Genomic DNA, 11,176 nt, shown 5'->3' on the forward strand with positions numbered 1-11,176 from the left:
GCGGGCCTTCCGCACCGCGGCGGGAAGCCCCCCGCTGGCCTTCCTCACCGACCTGCGGCTGGGCCTCGCTCGCCAGCAATTGCTGCGGGGCAAGGCCTCGGTGGCACAGGTCGCGGCGGAGGTCGGCTACCAGTCGGAAGGCGCGCTGAGCCGCGCCATGCACCGCCGCTACGGCATCCGCCCCGGCGAGTTGCGGCGGGCGGGTGGAGCATCGGGGTGATCAGTTCTCTAGGGCTTGGCGCAGTTTCCGAAACGCTTCGAGAGCCCCGTCGGATGCGTTCAGGATGTCGAGGATGTTCAACCTTCCGCTTTCCTTGCGGACACGCCACATCCTCGGCGTCTCATAGATGATCGCTTCGGGGATCGCAGCAGCCAGGGTCTCCGCAAAACAGCGGAACCGATTCTTCTCTTCGCCGATAGACCAGGGGATTTCCACCTCTCCATTTGGCTCGATGCCAAAGACATTTAGCGATCGGCCACCGGCATTCATGCTGACCAGCAGCACTTTGTTGAGTTTCCAGTTGACCTCGAGAGGTTCGCAGTCTCGCAGGAAAGTCAGCAGTCGGGCCGAAGATGTGCCCAGGTCATGATCCAGACTGGAAAACCAAGCCGCCTGCTTGTTCGATGCGTCGGCAACCACTGAAGGTTTGGCAACGTCTTTTGCAGTCGTCAGGGCTGTGGTGGCCGCTCGGGCCTGCCCAGCCTTTCGGGGTTTACTGGCGGAAAGCCGCATCAAGCCGTCCCATGAATCCACAATCGGCGGGCGGATCCGTGGGTCCATCAACCCGACTTCAGCGATCAGCCAGACGCCTCTGCCAAAATTGCAGGCTTGGCAGGTCGTCAGAAGATTCTCCAGCTCGTTCCCGCCTCCCTTCGCATGCGGGACGAGGTGATCGATCGTCGCGGTGAGGGCAAAAAAGGCCGCGTGCTGTTCCCTATTTTTGTCCCCCCAGCGAATGGCGCCGGGAAGCTTCGCCGCAATGGCGGACCGCGCAATCGGCAGGACGACGCGGCTGCAGCAGAACCGGCAGCGACAGCCGTCCCGCGCATAGATCGCCGTGGCGATCGCGCGGCCCGGCATACGCTCAGGAATCCTTTCGATGGGCAGCACGGCATCGGCGTGCCCCTCGATACGCCGGTACCGATGGATATCGCGGTCCACGCTTCCCATGATGCGCGATGCCCAGTCGTGGACGACGGGCAGATCCGCACGTTGGATACGATCCCGGGCCAGTTCCTCATCACCTGCCAGCAAACCGTCCGCCGCCTCGCTCAGCAAGTCGGCGGCTTCTCGCAATTCCGGGATGGGCGGCAGAAGGCATTCCCTCAGCGCCTGATGATCTTCTTTGAGCATGTGTCCCCCTGCAGTCTGTCAGGCGCTTCATCTGGCCCCTTACGCCAAGTATGCGCCGACGTTGCCCCTATTCGCGAGTCCGGCATCCCGGCCGTTGACTGATCGATGTATTCCATGAAATATATCGATCGAGACGATCGAGCACCCTCGACGCGTCTCCCAGGTTGCGTTCCGGTCCCGTCCCAAGCCCGGCGCGCGGCCCAGCCTCAAAAGGGGCGGCGGGATCTTCGCCGCTCCTTTTCCTGCGCCTGCGCAGGCTTGTCGACAAACTGCATTCTCCCAGCCTATCATCCCGCCGAAGCAGGTTGCGGGAAGGACAGGCCCTTGGCACGGATGGCGACGAAACGCGGCGGCGGGGCCGACCCTGCGCCGACGGAACCGGCCGAGCCGCGCACCCGCGGCAAGGGCGTCGCCACGGTCTATGAGGCGCTGAAGCACGACATCCTCGACCTGGTCGTCGCCCCCGGGTCGGCCCTGGACGAGACGCGCATCGCCGAGCGCTTCGGCCTGTCGCGCACGCCGATCCGCGAGGCGCTGGTGCGGCTGGCCGGCGAAGGGCTGGTCACCACCCTGCCGAACCGCAACACCATCGTCGCGCCGATCGATTTTTCCGCCCTGCCCGCCCATTTCGACGCGCTGACCCTGATGCACAGGGTGACGACGCGGCTGGCGGCGCTGCGCCGCACGCCCCGGGATCTCGAGGAGATCCGGGCGCACCAGGCCGAATTCGCCCGGACGGTGGCCGAGGCCGACGCCATCGGCATGTCCGACACCAACCGCGACTTCCACCTCGCCATCGCCCGCGCCGGCCGCAACGCCTATTACACCGAGCTGTTCGGCCGGCTGCTGGACGAAGGGCGGCGGCTGAACCGGATCTACTACGCCTCCTTCGACGACCATCTGCCGGCGGAGTTCGTCGCCGAGCATGAGGCGATCATCCAGGCGATCATCGATCGCGACGCCGAACGGGCCGACAGCCTGGCCCGCGCCCATGCCGGGCAGGTCGTGCGCCAGATCCAGGGCTTCCTGGCCGGCGGCGTCGGTGGCGACGTCGCCCTGGGCCCCGCCGCCGAACCACCCGCCGCTTCGCTTCCCGCCTGAAAGGCCGACCATGACCGTTCGCAACCACCGCCTGGATGCCCTGCGCCGCGCCATGGCAGCCGCCGGGCTGGACGCCGTCGCCCTGGTGCCCGGCGCCAACTTCCAATACGTCACCGCTGGCCGGTTCGGCACCAATGAGCGGCCGATCGTGCTGATCCTGCCGCTGGAGGGCGAGGCCCGGCTGGTGCTGCCGGTGCTGGAGGGCAACAGCTGGAGCGCCCTCGATTTCCCGGCCCGCGTCTTCCCCTGGCAGGATGCCGACGGCTATGACGCCGCCTTCCGTGCCGCGGCGGACGGGCTGGCCGTGCGCCGCCTGGGCGTCGAAGGCCAGGGCATGCGGGTGTTCGTGCAGATCGCCCTGGCCCGCCATTTACCCGGTGTCGAGCTGGTCGACGCGCAGAAGGCGATCTCCGCCATCCGGCTGCGCAAGGATGCGACCGAGATCGCAGCGCTGCGCCGGGCCATCGCCCTGTCGGAAACCGCACTGGAGCAGACCCTGGCGGCGGTGCGCATCGGCCTGTCCGAACGCGAGATCCAGGGCCTGCTGATCGGCCATCTTTTCGCCGGCGGGGCCGACGCCCTGTCCTTCTCCCCGATCGTCGCGGCCGGCGGCAAGGCGGCGGAGCCGCATGCCCATGCCGGCGATGAGACGGCGAAGCGCGGCGATGCGCTGCTGTTCGATTTCGGCGGTTCGGTCGACGGCTTCGGCGCCGACATCACCCGCACCGTCTTCGTCGGAGAGGCCGATGCCGAGTCCCGCGAATTCTACGAGACGGTGCTGGCCGCCAACCGGCTGGGCCACGCCACGGCGCGGGCCGGCGTCACCGCCCATGCCGTCGACGACGCGGTGCTGTCGCTGCTGGAGGGTTCGCGCTTCCGTGACTTCGTGATCCACAAGACCGGGCACGGCCTGGGCCTCGACACCCATGAGGATCCCTACATCATGCGCGGCAACCACCAGGTGCTGGAGCCGGGCATGGTCTTCACCATCGAACCCGGCCTGTACGCCGCCGGCCGCATCGGCGTGCGGATCGAGGACGACGTGGTGGTGACCGAAACCGGCGTCGACAGCCTGACCAGCTTCCCCAGCGATCTTCGCATCGTCGGCTGACGAATGGCCGGTATCGCGGTCATCGGCGGGGGCGTGATCGGCTGCGCCGCGGCCGCCTGGCTGGCGGCGGACGGGCATGCCGTCACGGTCTATGAGCGCCGGGCGGAGGACCGTCACGCCTCCGCCGGCAATGCCGGGCTGCTGGCCTTTCCGGAGATCACGCCGCTGGCCCGGCCGGGCGTGCTCGGATCGGTGCCGCGCTGGCTGATGGACCCGCTGGGCCCCCTGGCCCTGCGCTGGCGCGACCTGCCGGCGCTGACGCCCTGGCTGCTGCGCTTCCTGGCCGCGGCCCGGGCCGGGCAGGTCGAGCGATCGACCGCCGCGCTGGGCGGGCTGATGCGCGGCGCGCTGGACGACCATCACGAATTGGCCCGCCGGGCCGGCCTGTCCAGCCATCTGCGCCAGACCGGGGCGATGGATATCTATGACAGCGAGGCCAGCTTCCGCGCCGCGCTGCCGGAATGGGAGCTGCGCCGGCGCCTCGGCGGTCACGACTTCGAGCCGATGACGGCGGACGAGGCCCGCGCACTGGTGCCGGACTTGGCCGGCGGCTTCGCCCGCGCCGTGCTGTGCCACGCCTATTGGATGGTCGACAGCCCGCTATCCGTGCTGCTGGACCTGCGCCGCTTCCTGGGCGAACGGCTGGTGGCCGGTGCCGTCGCCGCGGTCGAACCCAGCCCGGACGGCGTCAGCGTCCGCCTGGCCGATGGCACGGTCCGGGCCTTCGACAGCGTGGTGATCGCGGCCGGGGTGTGGTCGCGCGAGATCGTCCGCGGCCTGGGCCTCAAGGTGACGCTGGAGACCGAGCGCGGCTACAACACCACGATCCCGGAGGCGCCGGTCCGCCTGCCGATGCCGGTGGTGTTCGCCGATCACGGTTTCGTCGCCTCGCCCCTGGCCGACGGGCTGCGCATCGGCGGTGCGGTCGAGCTGGCGGCGGTCGACGCCCCGCCGAATTACGCCCGCGCCCGGGCGTTGCGGCAGAAGGCCCGGCGCTACCTGCCGGCGATCCCGGAAACCGGCGGCACCGAATGGATGGGGCGCCGCCCGTCCACCCCCGACAGCCTCCCGGTGATCGGCCCGCATCCGCGCGACCGGCGCATCGTCTTCGCCTTCGGCCATGGCCATCTCGGCCTGACCCTGTCCGCCACCACTGCCCGCCTCGTCTCGGCGATCCTGTCCGGCACGCCGGCCCCTGCCCCTTTCGGCATCCAACGATTCCAGTGACATGAGCAAGAGCACCTTCTTCTGCATCGACTCTCACACCTGCGGCAACCCGGTCCGCGTCGTCGCCGGCGGCGGCCCGCCGCTCAACGGCGCGACCATGAGCGAAAAGCGCCAGGCCTTCCTGGCGGAGTTCGACTGGATCCGCACCGGGCTGATGTTCGAGCCGCGCGGCCATGACGTGATGTCGGGGTCGATCCTGTACCCGGCCAGCCGCGACGACACCGATGCCGGCATCCTGTTCATCGAGACCTCGGGCTGCCTGCCGATGTGCGGCCACGGCACCATCGGCACGGTGACCGTGATGATCGAGGAAGGGCTGGTACGACCGAAGCAGCCGGGCCGGCTGCGGCTGGAGGTGCCGGCCGGCATCGTCGAGGCGGAATACGAGCAGGATGCGGCCGGCCATGTCGTCTCGGTCCGCATCCGCAATGTCGCATCGTTCCTGCACGCGGAGAAGCTGGCGATCGACCTGCCTGGCTTCGGCCCGCTGGTCGCCGATGTCGCCTATGGCGGCAACTTCTACGCCATCGTCGAGCCGCAGCCGGGCTATGCCGACCTGGAGGATCTGTCGGCCGGGGAGATCCAGCGCCTGTCGCCGATCGTCCGCCGGCTGATGAACGAGCGCTACGACTTCGTCCACCCCGACGACCCGACCATCTCCGGGTTGCGCCATGTGCAGTGGACCGGCCGGCCGAAACATCCGGACGCGCATGCCCGCAACGCCGTGTTCTACGGCGAGAAGGCGATCGACCGGTCGCCCTGCGGCACCGGCACCTCGGCCCGCATGGCCCAGCTGGCGGCCCGCGGCGAGCTGAGGACCGGCGACGCCTTCGTGCATGAGAGCATCATCGGCAGCCTGTTCCACGGCCGGGTCGAGGACACGGCCACGGTCGGAGGCCGCGACGCCATCGTCCCCTCGGTCGCCGGCCAGGCCTGGATCACCGGCTACAACACCATCTTCCTGGACGACCGCGACCCGTTCGTGAAGGGGTTCACGGTTCCTTAGGCGACGGCGGTCCCGGCGGGACCAACCCCCTCCCCCTACCCTCCGCAGGGGGAGGGGGGACCAGAAAAGCGGAGGTCCCGCGATCGGCGATAGCCCGCAACGGCAACGACAAATCGAGTCCCCCCTCCCCTCGCGGGAGGGGGCTAGGGGGAGGGGGTTGTCAACGATGAGAGCTTCCTTTCAGACAAAGAGAGCCGCCACATGACATCCGACCCCATCCACTACACCGTCACCGACATGCACACGGCGGGCGAGCCGGTGCGGATCTTCACCGGCGGGGTGCCGGAGTTGCAGGGCGCGACCCTGCTGGAGAAGCGGCGCGACGCCATGGCCAACCATGATGCCGTGCGCCGCCATCTGATGCTCGAGCCGCGCGGCCATCGCGAGATGTACGGCGTCTGGCCGACCACGCCGAGCCACCCCGGCGCCGCCCTGGCCGTGCTGTTCACGCACAATGAGGGCTATTCCACCATGTGCGGCCACGCCACCATCGCGCTGGGCCGCTGGGTGCTGGACCAAGGGCTGGTGCCGAAGCAGGCGCCGGAGACGCGTTTCGTGCTGGAATGCCCGTGCGGGCCGGTCGAGGTGTTCGTCGCGGTCGATGCCGACGGCCGGATCGGCGACGTCGCCTTCGAGAGCGTGCCGGCCTTCCTGTCGGTGCCGGATTTGCGGGTGGAGGTGCCGGGGCTCGGCCCGGTGACGCTCGACATCGCCTATGGCGGCGCCTTCTACGCCATCCTGCCGGCGTCGCGGCTGGGCCTCGACCTGCAGCGCACGCCGGTGAGGGTGCTGCACGACGCCATGACCCGGATTTCGGACCATCTGCGGGCGACCGTGACGATCCGCCATCCGCGCGAGCCGGATCTCGGCTTCCTCTACGGCACGATCCTGACCGACGACGCGGTGCCGGGTCAGGGCCCAAGCTGGAATTTGTGCTGGTTCGGCGACGGCCAGATCGACCGGTCGCCGACCGGCTCCGGCGTCACCGCCCGCCTCGCGCTCGAACACGCCAAGGGGCGGATCGCGCCCGGCGCCAACTGGGAAATTCGTGGCTTGTCCGGCGCGCCCTTCACCGGGCGGATCGCCCGGGTGACGGCCGACGGCGTGGTCGCCCGCGTCGCCGGCCGCGGCCACTATGCCGGCGAGGCCAGCTTCACGATCGAACCCGACGATCCCCTGCCCGACGGCCTGGCGGTGCCGGAGCGGCTGGAGACGCTGTGGTCCCACTGACGCTCGATCGCACTTGAAAATCTGGTCAAAATGACCAAATTTGGAACATCAGATATTTTGGAGGTTCCGATGACCGCCTCGATCCCGCTGGCTGAAGCCAAGGCCCAACTCTCTTCCCTCGTCGACCGAGCGGGAAGCGGCGAGGAGATCGTCATCACCCGCCACGGCAAACCGGTGGCGAGGATCGTCGGGGTGCCCGAGCAGCGGGAACCGCGCAAGCCGGTCAATAATATCGGGCTACGCGACGTGGCGGACGACTTCGACGCGCCGCTGCCGGACGAGATTCTGCGGGCGTTTGGCGTCGAGTGACGGCCTTTCTGCTCGACAGCCATATCCTGCTCTGGTGGATCGAGGACGATCGTCGCCTGACGATGAAGGCACGACGCGCGATCTCCGATCCCGCGAACCAGATCTGGATCAGCGCCGCCTCGGTCTGGGAGATCTCGATCAAGCATGCCCTTGGGAAACTCAAGCTTGACGAGCCGATACCCCGCGCAGTGCGCGCAAACGGTTTCGGCTCTTTGCCGATTGCCGAGCAGCACGCCGAGTCAGCTCCCGCCCTGCCCCGCCTCCATGCCGATCCGTTCGATCGGATGCTGATCGCCCAGGCCGTGGTCGAACGGCTGGTCCTGGTCACCGCCGACGACCAGATCCGGCGCTATGCCGGACAGGTGGCGGGGCTGAGCCTGTTCGAAGCCGCCCCGCCGCAAGGCTGAAGCCTTCCTACCTCAAACCCCGTATTTCGCCAAATCCGGCCGCTTGGCCAGCGCCGTGCGGACGATGGTTTCGACCCGGTCGCGCTCGGCGCCCTGCAGTTCCAGCCGGGGCTGGCGCACCACGGTCGACGTGCCGCGCACGATCGCCTCGGCCAGCTTCACGTTCTGGACGAAGCGCAGCGAGACGTCGAGGTGCAGCAGCGGCATGAACCAGCGGTAGATCTCCAGTGCCTCCGGGATCCGGCCGGCGGCGACCAGCTTGTGGATCGCCACCGTCTCGCGCGGGAAGGCGCAGACCAGGCCGGCGACCCAGCCGATGGCGCCGAGCATCAGGCTTTCCAGCGCCAGATCGTCGACGCCGGTGAAGATGTCGTAGCGGCTGCCGACGGTGTTCAGGATGTCGGTGATGCGGCGGACATCGCCCGAGGATTCCTTGATCGCGACGAAGTTCTTCTCATCCGCCATCTCGGCGAACATGTCCGGCGTGACGTCGACGGCATAGGCCAGCGGGTTGTTGTAGACCATGATCGGCAGGTCGGTGGCCCGCGCCACGGTGCGGAAATGCTGGATCGTCTCACGCCGGTCGGAGACGTAGCGCATCGCCGGCAGCAGCATCAGCCCGTCCATGCCCGCGGCCTTGGCGCGTTCGGCCAGCGCCACGGCGGCGCGGGTCGAATCTTCCGCCACGGTCAGCAGCACCGGCTTGCCGCGGGCGGCTTCCTTGGATTCGGTGGCGATCGCCATCTTCTCGTCGGCGGTCAGCGTGCTGGCCTCGCCGATCGAGCCGCAGCAGATGATGCCGTCGACGCCGCCGTCGATCTGGAACGCGACATCGGCGCGCACCCCGGCCAGGTCGACCTCCTGCGCCGCATCCATCTTGGTGGTGATCGCCGTGTAGACCCCGGCCCAGCGTTGCCCGCCCATCGCCTTGTCATCCCTGTGTGATCGGCCGCCTGCCTGAGGTCGGCTCATCCAGAATACCTTCTGTATTTTATTTGTCGACAAGATTCACAAGCGAAGCGAGCTCTTCGCTCTTCGCATTGCACCGCAGCATTTCATGCAGATCTATGTTGCAGTGCGAAATGGTAGGATGTTTCCTGTCAAAGCAGAGAGACGCAGCCCAGAAGCCGCTCAGCGGTCGCAGCCCCGCCCTCTTTGCAACACATTTTACGGGCATTTGACCGGCCGTGCAGAACGCAAGGCCGGGATCAGATGATCCGGATCAACAGGTGAAGGTCTTCGGGAGCAATCCAATGCCTGCCCTCAAAAACGTCCGCTACGTCACCAAGCGCGAATATCCGACCGTCGAAGACGCGCTCTATGCCGCCGAAGGGCTGACCGCCGATTATGAGGAGCGGCTGCTGATCGCCGCCGAACTCTGCGGCCTGTCGGTCGACGATGTCCGCGCCACGGCCGACGCCCAGGCGGCGGAGATGGCCAAGCGGTCGACCATGCGCATCACCTCGACCGTCCGCTCGAACAGCGGCAGCGCCGTGGTGGTCGAGCGTCGCCGCACCCGCACCGTCGTGATGCCGCGCTCGCTCACGCTGGCCTAAGCCAAACCGGCATCGGGCGGCTGCCTTTCTTAAGGCGGTCCGCCCGGCGCCGCGACCTTCTCGGCGATGCCGCGATTGCGCGTCAGCATCGCCATGACCGCGTCCCGCGCCTTGGCCGGGTCGCGGCTGCGGATGCCCTCGGCGATCACCATGTGGTAATCGGCCGACGCGCTATACGCGTATTCCGGCGCGATGCCATGCGCCGAGACCAGGAACTGCACCCGCAGCAGCACGTCGAGCGACCGGGCGAATCCGGACAGCAGGCGGTTGTGCGAGGCGTTCAGCACCGCCAGGTGGAACCAGACATCGGTGTCCAGCACCCGCGGCATGGTCTCCACTGCCAGCCGCGCTGCCAGCCCCACGATCTCCTCCACCTCCGCCGGGGTGGCGCGCAGCGCCGCCAGCTCCGCCGCGCGCGGCTCGATGATCTCGCGCAGCTCGGCGACATCGACCAGGAAGCGGCCGATGCCGTCCGGCTCCTGCAGATGCCAGGCCAGCACGTCGGGGTCGAGGATCGACCATTCCAGCCGCGGGCGGATGCGCGAGCCATAGCGCCGGGCGGTGCGGATCATGCCCTTGCCGGCCAGGACCTTGATGACCTCGCGCAGCGCGTTGCGCCCGACCGAATATTCGGCCGCCAGCTCGGCCTCGGTCGGCAGCGGACCGTCCTCGTCATAGCGGCCGGCGACGATGGCGCGGCCCAGCGCCTGCACCGTCTCGCGCACGGCACCGCCGGCCAGCGACTGGCCCGACCCGGCCGCCAGCGCCGCTGCGATCATGGCGGCCAGCGAGTCGTCCGGCATCGGGGCGCCTCCCCCTCCCTCCGGTTCCGGTCGCTTGGAGAGGGAGACCCGTCGATCCGTCAATGCCGCGCCATGCACTATGTCAGAAAATGCTCGCCGAGGTGGTCATCGGGCACCAGCGCGAGAGCTTGAGATACGGTACCAGCACCCGGTGCGCCGCGTCATCCCCGATGCGGGACAGCGCCTCGACCGCATAGCCGCGGACATAGCGGTTCGGATCCTCCGTCAGCACCCGCCCGAGCGCCGGCACCGCGGCGGCCGCGGCGGGCCCCATGCGGGTGAGGCCGAGCACGGCGTCGAACCGCACCTCCTCATCCGCATCCCCCAGGCTGCAGGCCAGCGCGGCGACGGTGGCGTCATCGGCCGGCTTCAACCCCAGCGCCTCGACCGCGGCGATGCGGATGTGCGGGTCGGCATCGTCCAGCACGGCGATCAGCGCATCCCGCACCTCCGGCCCGGTTTCCGCGATCTCCCCCAGGGCGAAGGCGGCGAGCTTGCGGGCCCGGTCGGTGCCGGTGCGCAGCAGGTCGAGCAGCGCCGGCACCGCCGGCGCGCCGATTTCGACCAGGCCATAGCCCGAGGACAGGGCGATGCAGTCCTTCGGCGTCAGCCGGCCGGCGTCGCTTTTCTCCTTGCCGTCTTCCGGATCGCGATTGGTGTCGGCCGAGACCCGGTCCAGCAGCGCCGGCAGTGCCGCTGCGCCGATCGCGCCCAGGGCGTAGGCGGCGTCGAGCTGCAGCGCCTCGTCGTTGCCGTCGAGCCAGGGCAGCAGCGCCGGCACCAGGGCCGCCGCGCCGGCGCCGAGATCGGCGATCACGGACATCGCCGCCGCGGCTTCGGCTGGGGTTCCGGTCAGGCCGCTGCGCAGGGCGTCGAGATCGGCGGTGCCGCCAGCGGCTGTGCTGCCGGTCAGCCAGCGCCACTGCGCCTTCCACACCGGCTCCATGGCGAAGGACGGCGCCTGGTCCGGCGCCCGCCACGCCGGCTCGGTGCTGCTGATCCATTACGACATCTGGCACCGCAAGATGAAGAACCTGACCCCCGACAAGCGGTTCATGATGAAGTTCGAATT

The 11,176-nt window shown here is 68.8% G+C and carries 13 protein-coding genes; 9 read left to right on the top strand and 4 right to left on the bottom strand.

Annotated elements, in window-relative coordinates:
* Positions 1–220: helix-turn-helix domain-containing protein (locus tag AC3XYG_RS21725; protein ID WP_489141952.1), on the top strand; the 220-nt coding region annotated here is incomplete at its 5' end.
* Here AC3XYG_RS21725 and AC3XYG_RS21730 read toward each other — a convergent pair.
* Entirely contained in the window at positions 221–1,354 is a 1,134-nt protein-coding gene (locus tag AC3XYG_RS21730; protein WP_489141953.1) for an HNH endonuclease, read from the bottom strand. It abuts the gene before it with no gap.
* A gap of 333 nt (positions 1,355–1,687) precedes the next feature.
* Here AC3XYG_RS21730 and AC3XYG_RS21735 point away from each other — a divergent pair, with 333 nt between their 5' ends.
* The 7 genes from AC3XYG_RS21735 to AC3XYG_RS21765 all read left to right on the top strand — a co-directional run bounded on the left by AC3XYG_RS21735 (position 1,688) and on the right by AC3XYG_RS21765 (position 7,745).
* Entirely contained in the window at positions 1,688–2,455 is a 768-nt protein-coding gene (locus AC3XYG_RS21735; protein WP_489141954.1) for a GntR family transcriptional regulator, read from the top strand.
* A 10-nt stretch (positions 2,456–2,465) separates the two neighbouring features.
* The gene (locus tag AC3XYG_RS21740) at positions 2,466–3,566 is read left to right on the top strand and encodes a M24 family metallopeptidase (RefSeq protein ID WP_489141955.1); all 1,101 of its coding nucleotides are present in this window, start codon (positions 2,466–2,468) and stop codon (positions 3,564–3,566) included.
* 3 nt (positions 3,567–3,569) lie between these two features.
* On the top strand, positions 3,570–4,793 hold the full coding sequence (locus AC3XYG_RS21745) for an NAD(P)/FAD-dependent oxidoreductase (RefSeq protein ID WP_489141956.1): 1,224 nt from the start codon (positions 3,570–3,572) through the stop codon (positions 4,791–4,793).
* Position 4,794: 1 nt separating this feature from the next.
* Positions 4,795–5,799: a 4-hydroxyproline epimerase gene (locus AC3XYG_RS21750; protein ID WP_489141957.1), complete on the top strand. Its 1,005-nt coding sequence runs from the start codon at positions 4,795–4,797 to the stop codon at positions 5,797–5,799.
* 201 nt (positions 5,800–6,000) lie between these two features.
* Complete coding sequence (locus AC3XYG_RS21755; protein WP_489141958.1) at positions 6,001–7,029, top strand: proline racemase family protein; 1,029 nt, start codon at positions 6,001–6,003, stop codon at positions 7,027–7,029.
* 69 nt (positions 7,030–7,098) lie between these two features.
* Positions 7,099–7,338, top strand: a complete 240-nt coding sequence (locus tag AC3XYG_RS21760; RefSeq protein WP_489141959.1) for a type II toxin-antitoxin system Phd/YefM family antitoxin — start codon at positions 7,099–7,101, stop codon at positions 7,336–7,338.
* Positions 7,335–7,745 (top strand): type II toxin-antitoxin system VapC family toxin, encoded by a 411-nt coding sequence (locus tag AC3XYG_RS21765; RefSeq protein WP_489141960.1) that lies wholly within the window; start codon positions 7,335–7,337, stop codon positions 7,743–7,745. Before AC3XYG_RS21760 ends, AC3XYG_RS21765 begins: the two co-directional genes overlap by 4 nt.
* 12 nt (positions 7,746–7,757) lie before the next feature.
* On the opposite strand, the gene AC3XYG_RS21770 is transcribed toward AC3XYG_RS21765, so the two are convergent.
* Positions 7,758–8,669: a dihydrodipicolinate synthase family protein gene (locus AC3XYG_RS21770; protein WP_489141961.1), complete on the bottom strand. Its 912-nt coding sequence runs from the start codon at positions 8,667–8,669 to the stop codon at positions 7,758–7,760.
* A gap of 329 nt (positions 8,670–8,998) precedes the next feature.
* Here AC3XYG_RS21770 and AC3XYG_RS21775 point away from each other — a divergent pair, with 329 nt between their 5' ends.
* Positions 8,999–9,301, top strand: coding sequence for a hypothetical protein (locus AC3XYG_RS21775; protein ID WP_489141962.1), 303 nt, complete (start codon positions 8,999–9,001; stop codon positions 9,299–9,301).
* 29 nt (positions 9,302–9,330) lie between these two features.
* On the opposite strand, the gene AC3XYG_RS21780 is transcribed toward AC3XYG_RS21775, so the two are convergent.
* Complete coding sequence (locus AC3XYG_RS21780; RefSeq protein WP_489141963.1) at positions 9,331–10,104, bottom strand: FadR/GntR family transcriptional regulator; 774 nt, start codon at positions 10,102–10,104, stop codon at positions 9,331–9,333.
* Positions 10,105–10,186: 82 nt separating this feature from the next.
* Complete coding sequence (locus AC3XYG_RS21785) at positions 10,187–11,050, bottom strand: HEAT repeat domain-containing protein (RefSeq protein WP_489141964.1); 864 nt, start codon at positions 11,048–11,050, stop codon at positions 10,187–10,189.
* Between the last annotated feature and the right edge of the window lie 126 nt (positions 11,051–11,176).

Source organism: Inquilinus sp. (assembly GCF_057815775.1).

What these genes read in the sequence shown, in the direction of transcription:
- AC3XYG_RS21780 (WP_489141963.1), bottom strand. Translation starts at nt 10,104, where the DNA reads ATGCCGGACGACTCGCTGGCCGCCATGATCGCAGCGGCGCTGGCGGCC.
- AC3XYG_RS21740 (WP_489141955.1), top strand. Translation starts at nt 2,466, where the DNA reads ATGACCGTTCGCAACCACCGCCTGGATGCCCTGCGCCGCGCCATGGCA.
- AC3XYG_RS21785 (WP_489141964.1), bottom strand. Translation starts at nt 11,050, where the DNA reads ATGGAGCCGGTGTGGAAGGCGCAGTGGCGCTGGCTGACCGGCAGCACA.
- AC3XYG_RS21730 (WP_489141953.1), bottom strand. Translation starts at nt 1,354, where the DNA reads ATGCTCAAAGAAGATCATCAGGCGCTGAGGGAATGCCTTCTGCCGCCC.
- AC3XYG_RS21770 (WP_489141961.1), bottom strand. Translation starts at nt 8,669, where the DNA reads ATGGGCGGGCAACGCTGGGCCGGGGTCTACACGGCGATCACCACCAAG.
- AC3XYG_RS21750 (WP_489141957.1), top strand. Translation starts at nt 4,795, where the DNA reads ATGAGCAAGAGCACCTTCTTCTGCATCGACTCTCACACCTGCGGCAAC.
- AC3XYG_RS21760 (WP_489141959.1), top strand. Translation starts at nt 7,099, where the DNA reads ATGACCGCCTCGATCCCGCTGGCTGAAGCCAAGGCCCAACTCTCTTCC.
- AC3XYG_RS21775 (WP_489141962.1), top strand. Translation starts at nt 8,999, where the DNA reads ATGCCTGCCCTCAAAAACGTCCGCTACGTCACCAAGCGCGAATATCCG.
- AC3XYG_RS21745 (WP_489141956.1), top strand. Translation starts at nt 3,570, where the DNA reads ATGGCCGGTATCGCGGTCATCGGCGGGGGCGTGATCGGCTGCGCCGCG.
- AC3XYG_RS21735 (WP_489141954.1), top strand. Translation starts at nt 1,688, where the DNA reads ATGGCGACGAAACGCGGCGGCGGGGCCGACCCTGCGCCGACGGAACCG.
- AC3XYG_RS21755 (WP_489141958.1), top strand. Translation starts at nt 6,001, where the DNA reads ATGACATCCGACCCCATCCACTACACCGTCACCGACATGCACACGGCG.